Genomic DNA, 22,247 nt, shown 5'->3' with positions numbered 1-22,247 from the left:
AGAACCGGCCTGCGCCGGCAGGCGCTAGGCAGTGTGAGACAAATGGGCTCGGCGTAGCGTTGACCCGGCCCCTGCCGCCGACGCCATGCCGATGCTGACCGACGACGAGTGGGCCGCGCTGAAGGCGGCCCTCGACCACGCCCGCTCCGGACGTGGCCGCCCCTTCCGTGACGAGCGCGCGACCGTCGAGGGCGTGCTCTGGCGGCTCAAGAACGGGCCGCCGTGGCGGGCTGTCCCGGCCGAGTTCGGCCCGTGGTGGCGGGCCGCCCAACTCCACAAGCGGTGGTCCGGCGTCTGGGGCCGGGCCTTCGAACGGCTCCGCGACGGAGGCCGCCCGGACCTCGCCGCTGTCATGCTCGACGGGACCGTCGTCCGCGCCCACCCGAAGGCGGCCGGGGCGAAAAAGGGGGCTCCCGTCGGCACGGCCCGGTCGTCGACGTAGCGCTCGGCCGGAGCCAGGGCGGGTTCGGCACGAAGGCCGTCGTCGCCTGCGACCGTCGGGGCCGCGCGCTGGCCTTCCGGCTCCTGCCGGGCCACCGCTCGGAGCTCCGCGTCGCCGACGCGCTGCTCATCGCCGTGGTCGGGCTCGGTCGCGTCGGCCGGGTCATCTGTGACCGGGGCTACTCGTCGGCGTCGTGGCGGGCCGGGATCCGGGTCGTCGGGGCCGAGCCGGTCGTGCCCGCGAACCGGACGCACCGAGCCGCCGAGTACGACCGGGCGGCCTACCGCGAGCGGCACCGGGTCGAGCAGCTCTGGGGCCGGCTCAAGGAGTGGCGGGCTGTGGCGACGCGCTACGAGAAGACGTCCGAGAGCTACCTCGGCGCGCTCCACGTGGCGGCGGCGATGGATTGGATCAGGCACGGATTGTCTCACACGGCCTAGCGCACGCGGTCGAAGGCGACGCCGCGGAAGGGCCCGGTGTGCTGGCGGCCAGTATCCCCGCCCGTGTCGAAGACCAGGCGGTCGCCCTCGATGCGGGCCGTCGCCGGCTCGTCGTCGCCCATGTCGATCGTCACGACGCGGCAGGCGGCGTCGGTGCGCCAGCGGCCCGCGTGCTCGACGCCTGCGAGGGCCTCGGCGTCCTCATCACGGTACGTGGCGCGGCCGTCGTCGCCGAGCGCGAGCCTCAGGTGGGGCACGATCCCACCCGCTCGCGCCTCGGCCCGGACGCCTTGGTACGCCTCCTTCCGAGCGAGCCAGCTGACCTCCGCCAGCGAGCCCTCGTCGGGCCGGGGCCCGAGCTCCGCCAGCGAGGCCTCCATCGAGGCGACGACGTCGGCGACGATGGGCGCCCGGTCGAGGGCGTACGTCCCGGCCACGTCGCACGGGTCGGAGGGGGCCGAGGGCCAGAAGAGGACGGCCGAGAGGCCGAGCGCGAGCGGGGAGAGCAAGAGGCGCATGGGGGATCGGAGGGATGTGCTAAATATTTAACACATCGCGAGCCCGCGCGCAAGTCGGAGGCCCCGGCCCGGCGACCCTGGGCTCGGGCAGGGCGGTGGGAGCCATACCTAACGGTCGGGTTCGCAACATCTCGCGGGGTCGCCGCGTTAACCCCTTGTCCCGCAACTCGAAATGACCGCGCTGGAGAGCGCACGCCCCGATGGCCACCCCCAAGATGAACGACGACTGGCGCCGCCTCCGCGACCGCATCAAAGCGATGTGGGACGGCGTGACGTTCGACGACGACCGCCTCAAGAAGACGCGCGGCAGCTTGCGCCAGATGGTCTCGCTCATCAAGGACCGGACCGGGGAGTCGCGCGTCGAGATCCGCCGCAAGATCGCCGCCGTGATGTAGCGGCCGGTCAGGTCCTGCGGCCTACCTTGGGGTGCGCCCTCTGATGCCGTCCGTGCACCCCGAGTACCGCTACCGCGCCACCGTCGCCTCCGTCTACGACGGGGACACCTTCCGCGCCGACGTCGACCTCGGCTTCTCGGCCTGGCTCAAGAACGTCAGCTTCCGGCTGTTCGGGCTCAACACGCCTGAGATCCGGGGCGGCACCCCGGAGACCAAGGCGGCCGGGTACGCCGCTCGCGACCGGTTCCTAGAACTGGCGCCCGTCGGCACGCCGGTCTTTATCGAGTCGACGAAGGCCGGCAAGTACGGCCGCTACCTCGCCGACGTGTTCGTCGAGCAGCCCGACGGGACCGCGCTCCACGTCAACCAAATCCTCCTCGACGAGGGCCACGCGGTTTCCTATATGGTCTAGGTCGCTCATCTCCTGGCTGAGCCCTCCGCTCCACGCATGGGGCGGTCTGAGGAGGCACGCGTTCCCCGAACACCTGCACGACGTGGACCGCTTGTGGGGCCGCCCAGCGTAGTACCTCAGACCCCGCCGCAAGACCTACTCCGGTGCGTGGAGGACGGACTCGGGCGGGAGGTCCGACGCCACGGCCCGCGCCACCTCGGCCGCGAACGCCCGCACCAACTGGCGCCGCACCAACGTCGTCGCGTACACCAGCCGGACCGTCCGGGTCGGGGGCGGCGACCGGAACGGACGGACCGACGCCGGCGCGTGCGACCCCTCGCCCTGCACCGCCAGCCACGGCAGCACCGTCATCCCGAAGCCGCGGTCCACGATCCGCTGGAGCGTCTCGAGGTTGTCGCTCTCGAACTGGACGGCCTTCGCGTCGGGCTCCCCCGACCCCCGCGCCAGGAGCGCGAGCGCCTGGTCCCGGAAGCAGTGGCCCTCGCGCATGAGCCACACGTCGTCGGGGCTCAGGTCCTCGACGCCGAGCTCGGGCCGGCCGTAGAGCCGGTGGCCCGGCGCGACGTACCCCACGAGCGGCTCGTCGAAGAGCACGACCTCCTCGATGCCTCGCGCGGGCGGCGGCGTCGCGACGAGCCCGGCGTCGAGCAGGTCGCGCCGGACGTGGTCGACGATCGCTCCGGCCACCAGCTCCTCGAACACGAGCTCGACGCGGGGGTACCGCCGCGCGAACGGCCCGATCACCAAGGGGATGAGGTAGGGCGCGAGCGTCGACAGGATGCCGACCCGGAGCTCGCCGGCCAGCTCGCCCGTCGCCTCGCTCACGAGGTCCTCCAGCCGCTCGGCCTCGGCGAGCACGTGCCGCGCCTGGGCGACGACGGCGCGGCCCACCTCGGTCGGCGCGATGGGGTGGGACGTCCGGTCGAACAGGACCACGCCGAGCTCGGCCTCGAGCTTCTGGACCCCCGTGCTGAGCGCGGGCTGGGTGACGTGGCACGCCTCGGCGGCCCGTCCGAAGTGGCCGACGCGGTCGAGGGCGACGGCGTAGCTCAGCTGAAGCAGGGTCATGCCGATAAGGTCGGCTGATCGGTGGATGAGCACAAGCGATTGGACTAATGGCAGCCAGGGACCGAACCTTCGGGTAGCCGGGCCCTTGCCCGCCCCTCTCTCGTCCCGCCCGTCTCCGCTGCTCGGGGGCGGACGCCGCCGCGTCGGTCCCCCTGACCGGTTCCCCGCGTCGGGCCGAAGAGCCCCCCCTGCCATGACCACGCGTCCCCTCACCCTCACCACTCCTGACCGGGAGACCCTCGGCCTCATCCTGTCCACGCAGAACGCGGCGGCCGACGAGGCCCGGACCCTCGCCGACCTCATCATCGGGCTCGGCGAGGCCTCCGTCGTCCGCTCCGAAGACGTGCCCCCGACGGTCGTCACGCTCAACTCGCGCGTCCGCGTCCGCACCGTCGGGACCGACGCCGAGCGCGAGTTCACGCTCGTCGTGCCGGGGCACTCGGACCTCCGGAAGGGCCGGATCTCCGTGCTCACGCCGGTCGGCGCCGCGCTGCTGGGCCGCCGCGAGGGCGACACCGTCGCGTGCGAGGTGCCGGCCGGGACGGTCCGGCTCCGGATCGAGGCGGTCCTCTACCAGCCCGAGGCCGCCGGCGTCACCGATGTGGCCACCGCCTAGGCCCCGGCCCTCCCCCTCGTCCCACGGTGTCCTGATGCTCCACCCGGCCTTCCTGCTCGCCGCCGCCATCAACGACGACGGCTGGATCGAACTCCCCGCTGTGGGGACCGGGACCGCGTTCCCGATCGCCCGAGCCCTCTTCGGGGTCGACTCGGACGGTGGGTTCGCCCAGTGCGTCGTCGGCGGCCTCGCGACCGACGGGGAGTGGCGCCCCTTCGACATGGCCTTCTTCGCGCGGTGCCTCGCGCTTACGCTCGGCCCCGTCACGCCCGACCTCTTCGCCATCCGCGGCGTCGGGGCGGTGGGCCAGTCCTGCGGCCGTCTCGCCCGGGCCGACGCGGCCTCCGAGGAGGCCCGGCGTCAGGTGCTCCGCGGCGCCTTCCTCGTCCACCTCGCGGCCTACGAGGGCCGCCTTGTCTAGCCCGGCCATGGCCGCTTCGCTCACCGACAGGCGGCGTCCCGTGTCGGGGGTTAGAAGAGGTCCTGCTGGCGGCTCTCGAGGGCGAGCAGCGCCCGCTTGCGCTCGAGCCCGCCCGCGTAGCCTACGAGGGCCCCATCGGCCCCGACGACGCGGTGGCACGGCACGACGACGGCCGCCGGGTTCTGCCCGTTCGCCGCGCCGACAGCCTGCGCAGCGCCCGGCATCCCAAGGCGGGCCGCAAGCGCCCCGTAGCTCAGCGTCTCGCCATGCGGGATGGCGCAGAGCGCGGCCCAGACGCGCTCCTGGAACGGTGTCCCTCCGAGCGCCAGCGGCACGTCGAAGGCGACCGCCTCGCCCGCGAAGTACGCCGCCAACTGGGCGCTCGCGACGTCGAGCACGGTGTCGGCGCCTCCGTGGATGTCCTCGGCCTCGGGCCCGAGGCGGTCGGGGTCGAAGGTGGCCGCGGTGAGGGCGGCGCCGTCCGAGGCGAGCGTGAGGGGGCCGAGGGGCGTGTCGAGCGTGGCGCGGGGCATGGCCGCAAGCTAGGCTGTGCGCGGTGGCAGGGCCTGGCCACCGCGCGGTGGGGCCCTTGAGGAGCCAGGCGGCCCCTGGTTTTCGCGGCGGCTCCGCGCCGGGCGTCGGTACCATCCGGCCCCCCCAGCGCTCTGCCATGCGATTCAGCGTCTGCATCAACCAGGTCCCCGACGTCGCCGCCCCGTCCCAGGTCCGCGACCGCCAGCTCGTCCTCGACGCCGGGCGCGTCGTGCTCGACGCCTATGCGGCGTCCGCCGTCGAGGCGGCGCTCGTGCTCCAGGAGGCGCACGGCGGCGCCGTCGAGGTCGTGCTCATCGGGCCCGCGCGGGCGTCCGAGACCATCCGCAAGGCGCTCGCGATGGGCGCCGACTCCGGCGTCCACCTGCTCGTGCCCGACGACGCCGCGCTCGACTCCGCCGCCGTGACGGCGTTGCTGGCGGACCACCTGCGCGCCGCCGCGCCCGACGTGGTGCTGGCGGGCAAGCAGTCGCAAGACACCGACGCGGGTCTGGTGGGCGGGATGCTGGCGGAGGCGCTCGGGCGCTCGTACGTCACCAACGCCGTCAAGCTGGAGCAAGCGGGCGACGGGCTCGTCGTGACGCGCCAGGGCGACCGCGGGCAGGAGGTCATCGAGCTGCCCGCGCCATGCGTGGTGACGTGCTCGAACGACATGAACGACCCGCGCATCCCCAAGCTCAAGAACATCATGGCCTCGAAGAAGAAGCCGGTCGAGACCCGCGAGGTGGCCCCACAGGCGCCCGCCATCGCGACCGTCGCCTACGAGATGCCGCCCGCCCGAGAGCCCGGCCGTACCGTCCCCGGCGAGCCCGCCGACGCCGCCCGCGAGCTCGTCCGCCTCCTCGCCGACGAGGCCCGCGCGATTTAGCTGGACGCGTGATTCGGGATGCGTGACTCGTCACGAGCACCCTCACGAATGACGGATCACGTACCTGCCTTTCCCGACCCCATGCCGACGATCCTCACCTACGCCCCCGTCGCCGACGGGCAGCCCAGCCGGACCGCGCTCGAAGCGCTGACACGCGCCCGCCAGATCGCCCAGTCGCAGGGCTGGACGTGTGCCGCCGTCACGCTGGCGCCGGACGCTAGCGCCGCCGCCGAGGCGCTCGGCCGCTACGGCGCCGAGACGGTCTACGCCGTCTCCGACCCCGCCTTCGCCGAGCCGCTCAACGCGCCCGTCGTCGACGCGCTCGCGACGGTCATCGCCGAGGCCGGGCCGTCCGTCGTCGTCTTCCCGTCCAGCGAGGGCGTCAAAGACGCGCTCGGCGCGCTGGCGCAGCGGCTCGGCGCCCCGGCCCTGCCGGACGTGGCGTCGTTCGACGTGTCCGGCGCCACCGTCGAGGCTGTGCGCCCGGTGATGGCCGCCAAGTTCCGCGCCCGCGTCCAGGCCGAGATCGCCGACGGCACGCCCGTGCTCGTCTCCATCCGCGCCGGCTCGTACACGGCCGAGGAGTCCCCGGTCACGCCCGAGACCATCGACATCGCGCTCGCGAGCGATGCCGCCAGCCTGCGGCAGACGCTGCGCGAGATCGTGAAAGCGGCCGGTGGAACGGTCGATCTGAGCGAGGCGCAGGTCGTCGTCGCCGCGGGCCGTGGCGTCCGCGACGAGGCCGGCAAGGCCTTGGTGCAGGAGCTCGCCGACGTGCTGGGCGCCGCCATCGGCGCCAGCCGCGCCGTGGTGGAACTGGGCCTGTTCGGGCCCGAGACCCAGATCGGGCAGACCGGCAAGGTGGTCGCCCCCGACCTGTACTTCGCCGTCGGCATCTCGGGCGCCATCCAGCACGTCGCCGGCATGACGGGCAGCCGCACGATCGTGGCCATCAACAAAGACGCCGACGCGCCCATCTTCGACGTGGCCACCTACGGCATCGTCGGCGACCTCCACGCCGTCCTGCCGCCGCTCATCGAGGCGCTCCGCGAGGCCAAGGCGTAGCGCGCCTGCTGGCGCGATCCAGAACTACGACGTCCCCTCTCCCCTCGGGAGAGGGACAGGGTGAGGGTCTCCGTTGTGACTGCGAACGGGGCGTGCGCAAGCTCACCCACTGGCGTCGGCCTCCGGCGGAGGGGCGACCATGGCACGCGGGGCCCGGCGCTAGCTTCCCGACCCCCCGAAACGCGCCCGACCGCCCCGCATGGACGACGAGACCTTCGACTGCATCATTGTCGGCGGCGGCATCGCCGGGCTCTCGGCCGCGATGACGTTGGCCCGCGGCGGCGCCAAGTTCTTGCTTGCCGAGCGCGGCGAGTGGAGCGGTGCCAAAAACGTCTCCGGCGGTGTTTTGTGGGGCACTGACCTGAATCGTCTCGTCCCGGAGTACTGGGCGGAGGAGGACGGCGGCTGGGAGCGGTTCGTCAACCACCGGCGGCTGTCCCTCATGGACCCCGGCGCGTCGTTCTCGCTCGACTTCAAGAGCGACCACTTCGACACGCCGCCGTACACCGGCGTCACCGTCCTGCGCTCCCGGTTCGACGCCTGGCTCGCGGGAAAGGTCGACGAGGCCATCGCCGAGTCGCCCCACCCCGACGAGTCGTTTCTGGCGACCGACGTGCTGGTCGAGGAGATCTTGCTCGACGACACCGGTCGGGCGGTCGGCATCCGGGCCGGCGGCGAAGACTTCCACGCGCGGTGTGTGATCCTGGCCGAGGGCGTCAACAACCTGCTCACGCGCCAGGTCGGGCTCGAAAAAGACTACGTCCCGGCCGACCACGTGGCGGTCGGCGTCAAGGAGGTGATCCGGCTCGGCCGCGAGACCGTCGAGGACCGGTTCCAGCTCCGAGGTCGGAGCGGGCTCACGAATGAGTTCGTCGGCGCGGCGACCGACGGCATCGACGGCGGCGGCTTTTTGTACACCAACCTCGAGTCGCTGTCGGTCGGGCTGGTGATCGGGATGAAGGCCCTCCGTGAGGCGAAGAAGACGCCGTACGACCTGCTCAACGGGTTCAAGGCGCACCCCGCCGTCGCCGACATGGTGCGGGGCGGCGAGGTCGTCGAGTACAGCGCGAAGGTGGTCTCGACCGGCGACATCCGGGGCGTCCCGAAGGACCTCACGATGGACGGGCTGATGATCGCCGGTGAGGCCGCGCACCTCGTCCTCAACGCCGGCCGCGCCATCCAGGGCATGGACTACGCCATGCGGACCGGCATCCTGTCCGCCGAGACCGCGCTCGCCGCCGTCGCCGCGGGTGACACGTCGAAGGCCGGGCTCGCGAGCTACCGCGACGCGCTCGACGCCAGCTACGTGATGCAGGACATGAAGGGGTTCCAGAACGCCGTCCACCTGCTCCACTCGCCACACATGACGGGCGCGCTCCCCCGCATGGCCTGCGACTTCGGCCGGGAGTTCTTTACCGTCGACAACCGCCCCACGCGGAAGGCCTCCGCCATCCTGCGCGACGTCCGCAAGCGCCACATCAAGCTGTTCGACTTCCTCAAGCTCGGCGCCAAGGCCGGGCGGTCTCTTTGAGTTTCCTCCTCACCCCAATCACGTCGTCCTGAGCGGAGCGAAGGATCTCAACGCGAGCCCCCGAGCCTTGACAGCCGATACGGGCGGAGCGGACCGTCGGCGTCGAGATCCTTCGCTCCGCTCAGGATGACAAGAGAGCGACGTTCCACTATCTGACCGACCTGAGCCCAATGACTCCCCAATCCCCGACCCCCGACCCCGCGCCCCCGGTCGAGACCCTGTCGCTGGCGGAGCGCTTGGGCCGCGTGGCCTACCGCAACCAGGGCCGCAGCGAGGCCGAGCCCCACATCGTCGTCGACACGGCGATCTGCAACTCGGTCTGCCCCCACAAGTGCACGACCTACGTCTGCCCGGCCAACTGCTACACGCTGGACGACATGCTCCAGGTGCACTTCCAGTTTGAGGACTGCATCGAGTGCGGGACGTGCCTCTATGCCTGCGACCAGGGCGCCGTCGCCTGGAGCTACCCCGACCCCGAGGCCGGCCGCGGCGTCAACTGGCAGCGGGGGTAGGGCCACGCGCGCGTGCGGCGGTGATGCGGGGCGGGGTGCCGCACGCGTCGTCAGGAACGAGGAATGGGGAACGAGGAACGGGCAGAGGGTGCTCGGCGGGGTCTGCTCTGCCCGACTCGGCGCCCCGCAAACGGCCGAGGCGGGCGGCGGAGTGCCTACCTTGAGGGTTCATGGGGCGCCTGCTCGCGCCTCACCCCTCGTTCCTCGTCCCGCGCTCGCGGCACCCCGCCGCTCGCCCCCCGATCCGCCCCGCGCGCCCCCGCCATGGCCAAGCAGCCCTTCAATGTCGACGACGCCTTCCTCTTCGAGTCCATGCTGGGCGAGGAGGAGCGGCTGATCATGGAGTCCGCCCGGGAGTACGCGCAGACCAAGCTGGAGCCGCGCGCGCTCGAAGGCAACCAGGACGAGGTCTTCCACCCCGAGATCCCCCAGGAGATGGGTGAGATGGGGCTGCTGGGCGTCACCGTCGCTGAGGAGTGGGGAGGGCTCGGCGCCAGCTACACGGCGTATGGCCTCGTCGCCCGCGAGCTCGAGCGCGTCGACTCGTCGTACCGCTCGTTCGCGAGTGTCCAGTCATCCCTCGTGATGTACCCCATCGAGACGTTCGGGACCGAGGACCAGAAGGCCCGCTTCCTGCCGAAGCTGGCGACCGGCGAGCTCATCGGCTGCTTCGGCCTGACCGAGCCCAACCACGGGTCGGACCCGGGCTCGATGATCACGACGGCCCTCAAGGTCGACGGCGGGTACCGCCTCAACGGCGCCAAAATGTGGATCACCAACTCGCCCGTCGCGGACGTGGGCGTGGTGTGGGCCAAGATGAAGGAGACCCGGGACGACCCCGGCGTCATCAAGGGCTTCTTGGTCGAAAAGGGCATGGACGGCTACACGGCGCCCAAGACGCACAACAAGATGTCGCTCCGCGCGAGCATCACCGGCGAGATGGTCTTCGACGACGTGTTCGTCCCCGAGGAGAACGCCTTCCCCGACGTCAAGGGCCTCAAGGGCCCGTTCATGTGCCTCAACAACGCCCGCTACGGGATCTCGTGGGGCGCCGTCGGCGCCGCCGAGGACTGCTTCGGGCGCGCGCGCCAGTACGTGATGGAGCGCAAGCAGTTTGGCCACGCCCTCGGCTCGATGCAGCTCGTCCAGACCAAGCTGGCCAACATGCTGACCGACATCACCCAGATGCAGCTGCTGGCGTGGCGCCTGGGCGACCTCCGGGACACCGGCAAGGGCCACCCGTCGATGGTGTCGCTGGCGAAGCGCGCGAACGTCGGCAAGGCGCTCGAGATCGCGCGCGTGGCCCGCGACATGATGGGCGGCAACGGCATCACGGGCGAGTACCGCGTCATCCACCACATGGTCAACCTGGAGTCGGTCAACACCTACGAGGGGACGTATGACATCCACGGCCTGATCCTGGGCCGCGAGCTGACGGGGATCCAGGCGTTTACGCCGCTCGGCAACGACCGGCCCTCGGGCGACGGCGCGGCGACGGCGCCCCCGCAGGTCGCCAAGGAGGTCGGCTCGAACTAGTCCGTCGGCCTCGGTGGGCCCGTCGGGGCACCGAGGCCGCACGACTCGAAAACCGCGCCCCGTCGGCTCCGGCTGGCGGGGCGCCGTCATGGTTGGCGGGGCCGGACCACGGGGCGGGTCTTCGGCGTCCGTCGGCTTCTGCGGCGCCCGCCGCGCACGCCCCCCGGACCCCTCGTGACCCCTCCCTCTGCCTCGACCCCGGCCGCTGCCCCGGTGGCCGCCGTGCCCGGCTCGCGCGCGTGGCTCGTCGCCGGCATCGTGCTCGTGGCCCTCAACCTGCGCCCGGCGCTCGCGGGCGTCGGCCCGCTCGTGGCCGACATCCGGCTCGCGACCGGCCTGTCGAACACGGCGCTCGGGTTGCTGACCACGCTGCCGCTGCTCGCATTCGGCGTCGTCTCCGCGTTCACGCCCGTCGTCACGCGGCGGCTGGGCGTCGGGGGCGCGCTGGGGCTGGCGCTCGTGCTGATTGGCGTCGGGACCGGCGTGCGGTGGGTGCCGTCGGTGGCCCTGCTGTTCGGCGGGACGGCGCTCCTGGGGGTCGGCATCGCGCTCGGGAATGTGCTGTTGCCGGCCATCGTCAAGCGCGACTTTGCCGAGCGGTCGGGCCCGATGACGGCGCTGTACTCGAGCGCGATGGGGCTCGGCGCGGCGGCGGCGGCGGGCGTGAGCGTCCCGCTGGCGGCCGCGCTCGGGTGGCGCGGGGCGCTCGGGGTGTGGGCCGTGTTGGCGGCCGTCGCGCTCGCCGTGTGGCTCCCCCAGGTCCGGCGCCGCGTGCCGACCGCGCGCCGCGGCACGATCGTCGACTCGCTCCGGGACCTCGGCCGCTCGCGGCTGGCGTGGGCCGTGGCCCTCTTCATGGGCCTCCAGTCGCTCGCGTACTACGTCCTGCTCGCGTGGCTCCCCGACCTTTTGCAGAGCCAGGGGTTCAGCGCGGCCGAGGCCGGGTGGATGCTGGCGCTGTCGCAAGCGGCGGGCATCGCGGGCTCGGCGGTCGTCCCGATCTGGGCCGGGCGGCGGCCCGACCAGCGGCACATCGTGTGGGCGCTCGCTGTCGCCGAGGCGGTCGCGCTGGCCGGGCTGATGCTGCCGGGCGGAACACTCGCGGCGCTCTGGGTGACGCTGATCGGGTTCGTGCTCGGCGGCTCGTTCGGCCTGTCGCTCTTGTTCCTCGCGATCCGCGCCGACACGCCCGAGACGGCCGCCGAGCTGTCGGGCATGGCCCAGTCGATCGGCTACCTGGTGGCCGCCGTCGGGCCGGCGCTGTTCGGCGGGCTCCACGACCTCACCGGCGGCTGGGTGGTCCCGATCCTGTCGCTGGCCGTGGTGCTCGTCGCCAAGGTGGCCGCCGGGCTCCCCGCCGCGCGCGACGCGCAGGTCCGTCTCCCCGAGTAGTCGAGCCTTCGGTCGCCTCAGTCGTCGGGCGCGGGTGGATCCGAGGCCGTCGCCCGCACCGCGTCCAGGTCCAGCGTCCGGATGGCGCCGACGGCGCACTCCCAGGCGCCCGTGTAGCAGAGGCCGCTGATGGAGGCGTCCTCGAAGGCGTCGAGGGCGGCGCGCACGCACGCCTCGCGGACGGCCTCCGCCAGGCGGTCGGTCTGAGGCGATGGCGTCGGCTCGCGCATGGGGTCCGGGGAGGGGAGGGGCCCAGGTGCCCCGGCCGGTCCACTCGGTCGGCGTCGTCGAGTTCCGATCCGCCCGCCCGGTGAAGACGGCCCGCAGGACGAACCGACGCCGCTCGCGCAGGCGTTCGCCCCACCATTCCTCCCGGTCTCATGCCGCTCGCCCTGTCCGTCCTCGACCTGGTCCCCATCCCGTCCGGCGGGACGGCGACCGACGCGCTCCACCGGACCGTCGACCTCGCCCGGCTCGCCGAGCGCGCCGGCTACGCCCGCATCTGGTACGCCGAGCACCACGGGATGCCGAGCATCGCGAGCTCCGCGCCCGAGGTCATCATCGGGCACGTCGCCGCCGCGACCGAGACGATCCGCGTCGGGTCGGGCGGGGTGATGCTCCCGAACCACGCGCCGCTCCTGGTCGCCGAGCGGTACCACACGCTCGAGGCCCTCTTCCCCGGCCGGATCGACCTCGGCCTGGGCCGCGCGCCGGGCACCGACGCCGCCCACATCCGCGCGCTCCGCTCGTTCGACGCCGAGCACTTCCCGCACCAGCTCGCCGAGCTCGTCGCGATGTCGCGCGGGACGTTCGCGCCGGACCACCCGTTCGGGGCCGTCCGCGTCACGCCGGCCGGCGTCGACCTCCCGCCGATCTGGCTGTTGGGGTCGAGCGGCGCCAGCGCCGCCTTCGCCGGGACGAACGGGCTGGGCTACGCCTTCGCCAGCCACTTTTCGCCGACGCCCGCCGCGCCCGCCCTTGACGCCTACCGCGCCGCCTTCGAGCCCTCGCCCGCGTTCCCCGCGCCGCACGCCATCCTGGCCGTCTCCGTCGTCTGCGCCGACACCGACGCCGAGGCGCGCCGGCTCGCGCGCACGATGGAGCTGGCGTGGGCCCGCATCCGGACCGGCCGGTTCGAGCCGCTGCCCTCGCCCGAGGAGGCGCTCGCGCACGACTACACGCCGGCCGAGGCCCAGGCCGTCGCGCAGTACCGCCAGATCGCCGTCGTCGGCGACCCCGAGGCCGTCCGCGCCGAGCTCCAGCGCCGCGCCGACGCGGCGGGCGCCGACGAGCTGATGATTACCACGACCGTCCACGACCCCGCTGCCCGACTCCGCTCCTACGAGTTGCTGGCAGAGGCCTTCGCCCTCGCCCCGCTGGCGGCTTAACCCCCGTCGCCGTCCGGCAGCGTCGCCGTGAACGTGGCGCCCTGGCCGACCTCGGTCTCGACCGCGAGCTGCCCGCGGTGCGTCTGGACGACCGTCTCGTAGGCGAGCGCGAGCCCGAGGCCGGTGCCCTGGCCGGGCGGCTTGGTGGTGAAAAACGGCTCGTAGATGTGGGGCACGACGGCCGGCGCGATCCCCACGCCGTTGTCGCGGACGACGACGGCGACGCCCGTGCCCGCCTGCCGGGTCGCCACCGAGAGGCGCGGCGCGAACGCGTCTCCCGCGTGCGCGCGCTCCGCCAGGCTGTCGAGCGCGTTCGTGACCAGGTTGATCACCACGCGCCCGACGGCGTCGGCGTCGACGGCGATCTCGCCGACGGCCGGGTCGAAGGCGGTCTCGACGGCCACCCCCGCGGCGCGGGCGGGGTCTTCGTCGCACGCCAGCGCGAGGTGCTCAGCGACGAGCGCGTTCATGTCGGTGGGCACCAGCACCGGCGTGCTGTCGCGCGCCAGCTCCAGCATCGACCGGGCGATCCGGTCGGCCCGGTGCCCGTGGCGGCGCACTCGGGCGGCGTTGGCGGCGAGGTCGTCGAGGAGCTTGCCCGCCGTCCGGGAGAGGTCCGGCGCCGCGTCGCGCAGGTCGTCGGCCAGGGTCACCACGAACTCGCTGAAGTTGACGACGAAGTTGAGGGGGTTCTTGATCTCGTGCGCGATTCCCGCCGTGACGCGCCCCAGGCTGGCCATTTTCTCCTGCTGGAGGAGCTGGAGCTGCGTCTGGTGCAGCTCGTCCAAGAGCGCCTCGAGGCGGGCCCGCTCGGTCTCCAGCGCGGCCTCCAGCCCCTTCCGGTCGGTGATGTCGGTGTTCGTCCCGAACCAGCGGACGATGGCGCCGGCCTCGTCGCGGAGCGGGAGCGCGCGGCCGAGGTGCCAGTGGTAGGCGCCGTCGGCGTCGCGCAGGCGGAACTCGACCTCGTAGGGCTCGCCCGTCGCCAGCGCGTGCGCCCAGCGCTCGAAGGTCTCGGGCGCGTCGTCCGGGTGCACGGCTTCGACCCAGCCGTCCCCGAGTACGGCCTCGCGGGATCGGCCCAGGAACGTCGCCACGCGCCCGCTGACGTAGTCGAGCGCGCCGTCCGGGAGGGCAGTCCAGACGAGCTGGGGGATCGCCTCGGTCAGCGTCTCGAGGCGCTCGCGCTCCGCCGCCAGCGCGTCCTCGGCGGCCTTCTGCGCCGACACATCGCGCGTAACGGCGACGACCTCGTGGCCGCCGGCGCCGCCGGGGGCGACCTGCCCGCTCGTCTCGACCCAGACGTAGGTCCCGTCGGCGCGCCGCAGGCGGTACCGTGTCGTGGAGGTCCGCGACTCGTCGGCGAGGGCGGCCTCGTGGCCCTCCCGGACGACCGCCTGGTCGTCGGGGTGGATGAGGTCGTAGGCGAACCGCCCGACCAGGGCCTCGGGCTCGCGCCCGAGCAGCGTCCGGGCCGCCGGCGACGCGTACCGGTAGACGCCCGCCAGCGAGTGCGTCGAGATCATGTCCGAGGCGTTCTCGGTGAGCAGGCGGTGGTTGCGCAGGCTGCTCCGGAGGTTGATCTCCGTCATGGCCATGGCCGCCAGGTCGCCGAGCGCCTCGAGGTCCTCCGGTGCCCACGTCCGCGCGTGGTCGTCGATGGCGCAGAAGCTGCCCAGCACGTGGCCCTCGGGCGTCGTCAGCGGGACGCCCGCGTACGCGACGGCGCTCAGGTCGGCGATCGCCTCGTTGTCGTGCAAGACCGGGTCGAGTCGGGCGTCCTCGACCACGAGCGGCGCGCCCGTGCCCACGACGTACTGGCAGAACGAGTGCGAGAGCGGGGTCTCGCGCCACTGGGCCCACGGCTCGGGCAGGCCGACCTGGCTCTTGAAAAACTGCCGGTCGTTCTCGACCAGCGAGAGCAGCGCCGTCGGGACGCCGAGCAGCCGGGCCGCCAGCCGGGTCAGCCGGTCGAAGGCCTCCTCGGGGAGCGAGTCCAGCAGCTCGCTCTCGCGGAGCGTCGCCAGGCGGGCCGGGTCGCGGACGGCCGGCAGGGGAGAAGAGGCCAAGGGAATGGACGGATAGGAGGCAGAACATAGGCCTGCCAGAGCAGGGCCTCGTGTGTCTGCGTCCGGCTCACGGGGAGCGCCGCCGCGCCCTCCGATCGCGGGGACGGCGAGGCGACGCAGACGAGCGGGCCCGGGGCGCCCCGAGCGGCCTGCTCGCGACGCTCGGCCCGTCGCCTCCTGTGGGCAGTGCCCAGCCACCATCGAGGTGAGCACAAAAAACCCGGCCCCCGCATACGCAGAGGCCGATTCAGGTGGGCTCTATAGGCGCGGCGGCCGGACCCCGAGTCGATCCCGCTCCGCCTCGTCTACATGTCCGGCGAGGCGTTCACGCACGGGGTCGAGACCCACGACGTGGAGGGCGTCGGGGTCAGGGTCTACAGCCCGGCCAAGACCGTCGCCGACTGCTTCAAGTACCGGAGCCGCGTCGGGCTCGACGTGGCCATCGAGGCCCTCCGCGACTACCGTCGGAGCGAAGGCTTCGACGCCGACGCGCTCTGGCGCGCCGCCAGGTCTGCCGCGTCTCGACGGTCATGCGTCCCTACCTCGAGGCCGTCGCGTGAGTGCGCCGTCCAACCAAGCGGCCTCCGTCCGCCAGCGGCTCCTCAACCAGAGCCGCACGCGCGGCGTACACTGCCCGTCTGGCCACCCCCGACGCCATGCCCGCCCCGGCCCTCACGAACCTCCAGCGCGAGCTGCTCGACCTCTTCGCGACGGACCTCTCAGAGGACGAGCTCCGCGAGGTCCGTACGCTCCTGGCCCGCCACTTCGCCGAGAAGGCCACGGCCGCGTTCGACCGGCTCGCCGACGACCGGGGCCTCTCGGCCGACGACCTCGGCCGGCTCGCCCACGGCCACGAGCGCGCGCGGACCGACCGGCCCGCCTCCGCCGGCGACGGCGCGTAGGCCTGGCCGTGCGCGTCGTCCTCGATACCAACGTCCCCCTCGCGAGCGTCGGCACGCGGAGCCCTCTCCGGTGGCTCTTCGACGCCCTCCTCGAGGGGCGTTTCGTCCTCGTCGTCTCGACCCCGATCCTCCTCGAGTACGAGGAGGTCCTCGCCCGTCAGACCACGGCCGACATCGCGGGCAACGTCCTCCGCGCGCTCCTCGCGCTGCCCACGGCCGAGACCGTCGAGCCCCGGTTCCGCTGGCGGCTCCCGCCCGGCGACCCCGACGACGAGAAGTTCGTCGACGCCGCGCTCGCGGCCGGGGCCGATGCCGTCGTCACAAACGACGCCCACTTCGACGCGCTCGTGGGCCTCGACTTCCCGGCGGTCCGCGTCCTCGCGCCCGAGGCGTTTCGAGAGGCTCTGGGAGGCCCGTCCAGCTGACGGTTACCCCTTCCGGTACACCACCGCCCGGACGCGCTCCTCACTGAGGTAGTACGGCCGCCCGTCGACGTCCTCGTACGGCCCGACCAACTGGTCGACCGCTTCGGCCACGCTCGCGCCCTCCGCCCGGAGCGCAGCGAACCGCAGCCGTACCCGGCGATCGCGCACGACGAGGTGGACGGCCCTCTGCACGCGCCGGTCGCCAAGGGCCGCCTGGGCCTCAGCCGCGGCGGGTGGCCCGGTCGTCGGCCACACCCGCCGGACGGCGACTCGGGGCTCGGCCATGGGTCTCGGAAAAAAGTGGTACCCACAAAAACAAAACCGGCTCCCACGCGGTGCGGAAGCCGATTTTAGGCCGATTCAGGTGGGCTCTACTGGATTCGAACCAGTGACCTCGTCGATGTCAACGACGCGCTCTAACCAACTGAGCTAAGAGCCCGCAGCGCGGCACTGGGCCGACGCGGGGCGCCAACATAGCCCCCCGCCCGAGCGGCGGGCAAGGCGGCGCGGCCCCCAGCGTGTGAAGGCGTACGGAAGCTTGCGCCCGCCGCACGTTACGATTCCGGGCCCGGCCGGGCGGACGTGCGCCCCGGCCGACGGGCCGGCCGCCCCTCCCCGCGGGTTCAAGCACGACGGACGGCCGGGCCCGGCGACATTCCGGCGCCTAGAACCCGCCGGCCGGTTGGTCGTCGGGCACGCGCCGGTCGCGAGGGGCGCTGGTGGCACGCGCTTTGGGAATTGAGGGCCACCCCCCGGAACGTCCCCGTGCTCGCCCTCAGCGTCCAGTCTCCTTTCGCCTCGCCCCCCGCCGCGTCTTCGGATGGGGTTGTGGAGCGTGCGCTGGCGGAGGCCGGGACTGTCTCTGGCGCCTACGTCCGGTCGCCGTGCGGCTTCCGCCGCCTGGGGCCCGCCGCCGAGGCGCTCGTGCGGCCGCTCCGGGCAGGCGGCGTCTGGGTGCTCGTCACCGTCCGCGGGAGCGGCGAGAGCGGGCACCAGAGCCACCTCCACGAGCGCTGCCTGACCGCTGCGCAGCGGTTCATGCTCGCGCTCTCGTGCGACGGCGTCGACAACCGCTGGCACGGCACGGCCGTCCCGGACGCCGCCGCGTTCCGGGCGGCCGGCCTCGACCTCGGCGCCGACGAGCCGGTCGGGCTCGTCTGGTGCGCTGAGGGCTGACGGTAGGACCTGAACGCCCGCTCGCGGTACGTTGGGCGGGCCCCCTCGCGCCCGCCGTGCCGATCCTCCGCCTCCTGCTGCTCGCCGCGCTCGTCGCTGGCGCGCCCTCTGCCCAGACCGCCGACTCGCTGGCGGCCGACTCGGCCGCCGTCCCCGCCGACAGCACCGCGCTCGCGCTCCCGGACTCGTCCCGGAGGGGCGTCGTCAGCCTCTCCGACTCGGCCGCCGCCCGGCTCGACTCCGCCGCCGTCGCCGCGCTCGCCGACACCACCACGACCCTCGCCGATGCGCTCGGCGACGGCGTCGAGGTGACCCTGCTGGGCCGGACGCTGTTCACCATCTGGGGCGGGCTCGGCGAGGTCTCGCCGGTCGAGCGGGCCGCCCGGCTCTCGGCTCGGCTGGCGGACCTCGCCCAGAACCGCGACGTCGACGCCGACCGCATCCAGATCGTCGACGGCAACACGCTCACGACGCTCCAACTCGGCGACTTCATCGTGATGACGGTTACCGACGAGGACGCCCGTGGTCTCGCGCTCTCCCGCACCGAGGCCGCCCGGCACTACCGCACGCTCATCGCCGACGGGCTGGCGGCGTACCGCGAGCAGGCCACCATCCAGGGCGTGCTGTGGGGGCTGGCGTATTCCGCGCTCGCGCTCGTCGTGCTCGTGCTCGCGCTGCGCCTGCTGGGCCGCCTCTACCTGTGGCTCGACGAGCGGACGGCGCGCATGCGGGCCCAGTACCTGCGCGGCATCAAGATCGGGACGCTGGAGGTGGTCGGCCGCAACCAGGTGGCCCGGTTCGGCCGCGCGCTCGTCAGCCTGACGCGGCTCAGCTTGTCGCTCATCCTCGTCTACTTTTTCCTGACGTTCGTCTTCGGGCAGTTCGTCTGGACCCAGAGCTGGAGCGAGAACCTCCTCGACGCCGCGCTCTCGCCGCTCCGCCAGCTCGGCGCCGTGGTCCTGAGCTCGATCGACAACGTCATCGCCATCCTGGTGACCGTCGTCGTGGTCCGCTACGTCATGCGGATCTCGGACTACCTCTTCTCGCGCGTCGCCAGCGGCGAGGCCGAGATCGCCGGGTTCCACGCCGAGCTGGCCGACCCGACGCGCAAGATCGTCAAGTTCTTCCTGATCATGATGGGGCTCATGCTCATCTACCCGTACACGCCGATCGCCGACAACCGGGGCTTCCAGGGGCTGACGGTCTTTTTCGGACTGCTCTTGTCGCTAGGCTCCTCGACGGCCATCTCGAACATGGTGGCCGGCGTCGTCCTCACCTACACGCGCGCCTTCCGCGTCGGCGACCGCGTCCGCGTCGGCGACGTGTTCGGGGACGTGGTCGAGAAGACGTTCCTGGTCACCCGGATCCGGACGACCAAGAACGAGGACGTCTCGGTGCCGAACGCGAACGTGCTCTCGAACCACATCGTCAACTACTCGCGGATGGCGCGCGAGGGGAGCGGCGTCATCCTGCACACCTCGGTCACGATTGGCTACGACGTGCCGTGGCCGCGCGTCCACGCGCTGCTGATCGGGGCGGCCAAGGCGACGGACTGCATCGAGCCGGAGCCGCCGCCGTTCGTGCTCCAGACCGGGCTCGGCGACTTCTCGGTCGCCTACGAGCTCAACGCCTACACCAAGGAGGTGACGCGGATGGCGCGGATCTACAGCGACCTCCACCAGCACGTCCAGGACGCCTTCGGGGACGCGGGCGTCGAGATCCTGAGCCCGACGTACCAGGCCTTCCGCGACGGCCCCTCGACGGTCCCCGACGCCGAGGCCCTCCACGACCGCGCCGACCGCCGCGCCGCCGCGACGCCGGCCACGGCGACGGACGGCGCCGACGTGACGCCGCTGCCCGAGACCATGGTCCCGCCCGTCGAGCTACCTAGCTTCTTGCGCGACGAGAAGGACGAGGAGTCGTAGAGGCCGAGAGGCATAGAGACGAAGAGGGAGGCGGGGCGGTCGAATCCGGGCGTCCCCGCTGGCGCCGGGCCCTGCCGACCGCAAGCTTGGGGCCTGTTCATCGCTGCGTGCCCCGTGCCCGATCTGACCCTCCACCACGCCCACCGCTGGGACCTCACGCCGACCGAGGCGGTCGCCCTCCAGCGCGAGCTGGCGCCGCTCGTCCAGGAGACGCCGCTCGACCTCACCGCCGTCCGCACGGTCGCCGGGCTCGACGTGTCGGTCCGCGACGACCGCGTCCGCGCCGCCGTCGTCGTCTACGACGTGCGCGATCGCGCGGTCGTCGACCACGCGATCTGGGAGGGGCCGACGCCGTTCCCGTATGTGCCCGGCCTGCTCAGCTTCCGCGAGATGCCCGCCATCCTGCCCGCGCTCGAACAGTTGGCGGCGCTGCCGGACGTGTACATGCTGGACGCGCAGGGGCTCGCGCACCCCCGACGGTTCGGGCTCGCGTGCCACCTCGGCGTGCTGCTCGACGCGCCTGCGCTGGGCGTCGCCAAGTCGATTCTAGTGGGAACGGTGGACGGGCCGTTGAGAGAGGCCAAGGGGAGCGGCGCCCCGCTCGTCCACCGTGGCGAGACGGTCGGGCAGGCGCTCCGGACGCGCGAGGGCGTCAAGCCTGTCTACGTCTCAGTCGGCCACCGGGTCACGCTGCGCGACGCGGCCCGGCTCGCGCTGCGCCTAGCCGAGCGCTGGAAGCTCCCCCAGCCGACGCACCTCGCGCACCGCCTGAGCTACCGCGGCGAGCTGTGAGGAGGGGCGGCGGCGTTTCGAGGGCCGTCCTCGACCCCCGGTCCTCCCGCATCTGCCCAGGCCTCATTCTCCGAGAGCGGCGCAAGACCGTCGTCTCCTTGCCGATTTCCCGGTACTCGGCCTGCGAAACGGCGATCCTGCGCGGATCCCGCTCGCCACCGCCAGACCGCCCGTGCCGCTCCCCGAATCGTTCGTCGACAGGCTGCAGAAGATTGTCCCGGAGGACCGCCTCGACGCCGTGCTCGCCACCTTCGAGCAGCCGATTGCCACCGGCTTCCGCGTGAACACTATGCTGCGCGACGAGGACGACGTGCTGAGCGTGCTCGAGGACGAGGACGTTCCGTTCACGGCCGTCGTCGACGTGCAGGGCGCCTACACGGTGCCCGCCGAGGGCCGTGGGGCTCTGCTCGCGTCTCGGCCCTACGCCGACGGCCACGTCTACGTCCAGAACGTGTCGAGCCAACTGGCGCCGCTCGCGCTGGCGCCCCGCGTCGGCGAGCGCGTGCTCGACCTGTGCGCCGCGCCGGGCTCCAAGACCGGCCAGCTCTCGGCGCTCGTCGGGCCCAGCGGCGAGGTCACGGCGGTCGAGAAGGTGCGGCCCCGCTTCTACAAGCTCAAGGCCAACGTCTACGCCCAGGGCGCCACGAATGTGCTGCCCTGGATGGGCAACGGCGCCGTCTACTGGCGCCGCGAGCCGGAGTCGTTCGACCGCGTCCTCGTCGACGCGCCGTGCTCGACCGAGGGCCGCTTCCGCGCCCACGACCCCGAGACGACGGCCTACTGGAGCCTGCGCAAGATCCGCGAGATGCGCCAGAAGCAGGTCAAGCTGCTCTGGGCCGGTATCCAGGCCCTCAAGCCGGGCGGCACGCTCGTCTACTCGACGTGCACGTTCGCGCCTGAGGAGAACGAGGCGGTCGTGGCGAAGGTGCTCCGCACGTTCGGCGACACCATCGAGATCGTCGAGGCCGGGCTCCCGACGCGCGGGCCGGTCGCCGAGCAGATCGTGCCGGGCCTCACCGAGTGGAACGACCGGCCGTTCGCGCCGGCCCTCGCCAAGACGCGCCGCGTGCTCCCCAGCGACACCCTCGAAGGCTTCTACATCGCCCGCATCGCCAAGCGCTCCAGCACCGTCGACATCGACTAGTGGGGCTCAGGAGTGGTCGGACAGTGTGCCCCGTTGACTTCAGAGCGAGAGGACGGATAGGGGAGGGGTAAACGCCTGAAGCGGCCCTCTTTCCTACGTCTCTTTAGCGCACCCCGTGGGCGCTCACGCGCGGGCGCGCGGCCCGTCGAGGCGCGGGGTGTCGATGGGTGTTCGCACGCTCCCGAAGGGGTCGCTTCCGGAGAGGTCGTCGGCGAACATGGCGTCACGCGGGGACGGGCCTGAGGGGCGCTGTCCGGCGGCGGCGGCGAGGTCGAACAAATCGAAGGCGTTATCGGACGGCCCGGCGAGGTCCGCCATGCGCAAGGCGCCCGCCAGCGAGGCCGCCCGGCGCTCTCGCCAGTCGGCGCCCAGGACGTGGCCGAACACGGCCGTCCCGTGGCTGGCGAGGATCAGCGCCCACGCGGCGATGCCGACGACCGCCCATTGCGCGTCGATCCACACGAGCGACGCCACGACCGCCAGCGCCGCCGCGACGACGAACAGCCCGAGGTGGGCATAGAACTGGGACTCGGAGCGCGCCTGGGCGCGGGCTTCGGACAAGATCATCGTGGGGGGTGCAGCGAGAACCCAACGTACACACATACCTGCTATCTCCCTCTAGGTGAAGACACTAGGTCTGCCATCCCGTAGCAGGGAC

At 72.7% G+C, this 22,247-nt stretch carries 25 protein-coding genes, 1 tRNA gene and 1 pseudogene; 19 read left to right on the top strand and 8 right to left on the bottom strand.

The genetic code is table 11. The features are described 5' to 3' along the window. Positions 1-85: 85 nt before the first annotated feature. Together ACLII4_RS00515 and ACLII4_RS00510 are read left to right on the top strand one after the other, a co-directional pair. Positions 86-442, top strand: a complete 357-nt coding sequence (locus ACLII4_RS00515) for a transposase (RefSeq protein ID WP_412068930.1) — start codon at positions 86-88, stop codon at positions 440-442. Positions 443-465: 23 nt separating this feature from the next. Continuing rightward, positions 466-882: pseudogene (locus ACLII4_RS00510) on the top strand (transposase); the annotation flags it as partial. Here ACLII4_RS00510 and ACLII4_RS00505 read toward each other — a convergent pair. Next, positions 879-1,400 (bottom strand): hypothetical protein, encoded by a 522-nt coding sequence (locus ACLII4_RS00505; RefSeq protein WP_412068929.1) that lies wholly within the window; start codon positions 1,398-1,400, stop codon positions 879-881. The pseudogene ACLII4_RS00510 and the gene ACLII4_RS00505 overlap by 4 nt on opposite strands. A gap of 200 nt (positions 1,401-1,600) precedes the next feature. Between ACLII4_RS00505 and ACLII4_RS00500 the strand changes: the two genes are divergently transcribed. After that, positions 1,601-1,795: a hypothetical protein gene (locus tag ACLII4_RS00500; protein ID WP_412061742.1), complete on the top strand. Its 195-nt coding sequence runs from the start codon at positions 1,601-1,603 to the stop codon at positions 1,793-1,795. Positions 1,796-1,838: 43 nt separating this feature from the next. Beyond that, positions 1,839-2,207, top strand: coding sequence for a thermonuclease family protein (locus ACLII4_RS00495; protein WP_412068928.1), 369 nt, complete (start codon positions 1,839-1,841; stop codon positions 2,205-2,207). A gap of 135 nt (positions 2,208-2,342) precedes the next feature. On the opposite strand, the gene ACLII4_RS00490 is transcribed toward ACLII4_RS00495, so the two are convergent. Further along, positions 2,343-3,275, bottom strand: coding sequence for a LysR substrate-binding domain-containing protein (locus ACLII4_RS00490; protein WP_412068927.1), 933 nt, complete (start codon positions 3,273-3,275; stop codon positions 2,343-2,345). A 193-nt stretch (positions 3,276-3,468) separates the two neighbouring features. On the opposite strand from ACLII4_RS00490, the gene ACLII4_RS00485 reads away from it, so the two are divergent. Further along, positions 3,469-3,891 (top strand): GreA/GreB family elongation factor, encoded by a 423-nt coding sequence (locus ACLII4_RS00485; RefSeq protein ID WP_412068926.1) that lies wholly within the window; start codon positions 3,469-3,471, stop codon positions 3,889-3,891. A gap of 34 nt (positions 3,892-3,925) precedes the next feature. Further along, positions 3,926-4,312, top strand: a complete 387-nt coding sequence (locus ACLII4_RS00480) for a hypothetical protein (RefSeq protein ID WP_412068925.1) — start codon at positions 3,926-3,928, stop codon at positions 4,310-4,312. 50 nt (positions 4,313-4,362) lie between these two features. Here the strand turns inward: ACLII4_RS00480 and ACLII4_RS00475 are convergent, their stop codons facing one another. Next, on the bottom strand, positions 4,363-4,845 hold the full coding sequence (locus tag ACLII4_RS00475) for a methylated-DNA--[protein]-cysteine S-methyltransferase (RefSeq protein WP_412068924.1): 483 nt from the start codon (positions 4,843-4,845) through the stop codon (positions 4,363-4,365). 137 nt (positions 4,846-4,982) lie between these two features. Here ACLII4_RS00475 and ACLII4_RS00470 point away from each other — a divergent pair, with 137 nt between their 5' ends. From ACLII4_RS00470 to ACLII4_RS00445, 6 genes are all read left to right on the top strand, one after another. Continuing rightward, positions 4,983-5,732, top strand: coding sequence for an electron transfer flavoprotein subunit beta/FixA family protein (locus tag ACLII4_RS00470; protein ID WP_412068923.1), 750 nt, complete (start codon positions 4,983-4,985; stop codon positions 5,730-5,732). Positions 5,733-5,813: 81 nt separating this feature from the next. Next, positions 5,814-6,797, top strand: coding sequence for an electron transfer flavoprotein subunit alpha/FixB family protein (locus tag ACLII4_RS00465; protein WP_412068922.1), 984 nt, complete (start codon positions 5,814-5,816; stop codon positions 6,795-6,797). A 199-nt stretch (positions 6,798-6,996) separates the two neighbouring features. After that, positions 6,997-8,328: an FAD-dependent oxidoreductase gene (locus ACLII4_RS00460; protein WP_412068921.1), complete on the top strand. Its 1,332-nt coding sequence runs from the start codon at positions 6,997-6,999 to the stop codon at positions 8,326-8,328. Between the two features lie 170 nt (positions 8,329-8,498). Next, positions 8,499-8,840 carry a ferredoxin family protein gene (locus ACLII4_RS00455; RefSeq protein ID WP_412068920.1) on the top strand — a complete coding sequence of 114 codons (342 nt, stop codon included), beginning with the start codon at positions 8,499-8,501 and terminating at the stop codon, positions 8,838-8,840. 264 nt (positions 8,841-9,104) lie between these two features. Next, positions 9,105-10,376, top strand: coding sequence for an acyl-CoA dehydrogenase (locus ACLII4_RS00450; RefSeq protein WP_412068919.1), 1,272 nt, complete (start codon positions 9,105-9,107; stop codon positions 10,374-10,376). A gap of 174 nt (positions 10,377-10,550) precedes the next feature. Then, entirely contained in the window at positions 10,551-11,768 is a 1,218-nt protein-coding gene (locus ACLII4_RS00445) for an MFS transporter (RefSeq protein ID WP_412068918.1), read from the top strand. A gap of 17 nt (positions 11,769-11,785) precedes the next feature. Here the strand turns inward: ACLII4_RS00445 and ACLII4_RS00440 are convergent, their stop codons facing one another. Further along, a complete protein-coding gene (locus ACLII4_RS00440; protein WP_412068917.1) occupies positions 11,786-11,998 on the bottom strand; it encodes an acetyltransferase in 213 nt (70 codons plus the stop codon). Positions 11,999-12,148: 150 nt separating this feature from the next. On the opposite strand from ACLII4_RS00440, the gene ACLII4_RS00435 reads away from it, so the two are divergent. Next, entirely contained in the window at positions 12,149-13,156 is a 1,008-nt protein-coding gene (locus ACLII4_RS00435; protein ID WP_412068916.1) for an LLM class flavin-dependent oxidoreductase, read from the top strand. On the opposite strand, the gene ACLII4_RS00430 is transcribed toward ACLII4_RS00435, so the two are convergent. Continuing rightward, positions 13,153-15,225: a PAS domain-containing protein gene (locus ACLII4_RS00430; protein WP_412068915.1), complete on the bottom strand. Its 2,073-nt coding sequence runs from the start codon at positions 15,223-15,225 to the stop codon at positions 13,153-13,155. The two genes, ACLII4_RS00435 and ACLII4_RS00430, sit on opposite strands and share 4 nt — an antisense overlap. A gap of 656 nt (positions 15,226-15,881) precedes the next feature. Here ACLII4_RS00430 and ACLII4_RS00425 point away from each other — a divergent pair. After that, complete coding sequence (locus tag ACLII4_RS00425) at positions 15,882-16,127, top strand: hypothetical protein (RefSeq protein WP_412068914.1); 246 nt, start codon at positions 15,882-15,884, stop codon at positions 16,125-16,127. 8 nt (positions 16,128-16,135) lie between these two features. Next, positions 16,136-16,552 (top strand): putative toxin-antitoxin system toxin component, PIN family, encoded by a 417-nt coding sequence (locus ACLII4_RS00420; RefSeq protein ID WP_412068913.1) that lies wholly within the window; start codon positions 16,136-16,138, stop codon positions 16,550-16,552. 3 nt (positions 16,553-16,555) lie between these two features. Here the strand turns inward: ACLII4_RS00420 and ACLII4_RS00415 are convergent, their stop codons facing one another. Both ACLII4_RS00415 and ACLII4_RS00410 read right to left on the bottom strand, forming a co-directional pair. After that, a complete protein-coding gene (locus tag ACLII4_RS00415) occupies positions 16,556-16,837 on the bottom strand; it encodes a hypothetical protein (RefSeq protein WP_412068912.1) in 282 nt (93 codons plus the stop codon). A gap of 80 nt (positions 16,838-16,917) precedes the next feature. Continuing rightward, positions 16,918-16,991: transfer RNA gene (locus ACLII4_RS00410), tRNA-Val, on the bottom strand. A 326-nt stretch (positions 16,992-17,317) separates the two neighbouring features. On the opposite strand from ACLII4_RS00410, the gene ACLII4_RS00405 reads away from it, so the two are divergent. The 4 genes from ACLII4_RS00405 to ACLII4_RS00390 all read left to right on the top strand — a co-directional run bounded on the left by ACLII4_RS00405 (position 17,318) and on the right by ACLII4_RS00390 (position 21,589). After that, on the top strand, positions 17,318-17,728 hold the full coding sequence (locus ACLII4_RS00405; protein WP_412068911.1) for a hypothetical protein: 411 nt from the start codon (positions 17,318-17,320) through the stop codon (positions 17,726-17,728). A 56-nt stretch (positions 17,729-17,784) separates the two neighbouring features. Further along, positions 17,785-19,653 (top strand): mechanosensitive ion channel family protein, encoded by a 1,869-nt coding sequence (locus ACLII4_RS00400; RefSeq protein ID WP_412068910.1) that lies wholly within the window; start codon positions 17,785-17,787, stop codon positions 19,651-19,653. A 123-nt stretch (positions 19,654-19,776) separates the two neighbouring features. Next, complete coding sequence (locus tag ACLII4_RS00395; RefSeq protein WP_412070579.1) at positions 19,777-20,445, top strand: endonuclease V; 669 nt, start codon at positions 19,777-19,779, stop codon at positions 20,443-20,445. A 172-nt stretch (positions 20,446-20,617) separates the two neighbouring features. After that, positions 20,618-21,589: an RsmB/NOP family class I SAM-dependent RNA methyltransferase gene (locus ACLII4_RS00390; protein ID WP_412068909.1), complete on the top strand. Its 972-nt coding sequence runs from the start codon at positions 20,618-20,620 to the stop codon at positions 21,587-21,589. Between the two features lie 123 nt (positions 21,590-21,712). Here the strand turns inward: ACLII4_RS00390 and ACLII4_RS00385 are convergent, their stop codons facing one another. Then, complete coding sequence (locus tag ACLII4_RS00385; protein ID WP_412068908.1) at positions 21,713-22,156, bottom strand: 2TM domain-containing protein; 444 nt, start codon at positions 22,154-22,156, stop codon at positions 21,713-21,715. Positions 22,157-22,247 lie beyond the last annotated feature (91 nt).

The organism is Rubrivirga aquatilis, assembly GCF_046845665.1.
GTDB lineage: Bacteria > Bacteroidota > Rhodothermia > Rhodothermales > Rubricoccaceae > Rubrivirga.
Note: the sequence above shows the minus strand (reverse complement) of the source record. Positions and strands in the feature narration are given on the sequence as shown.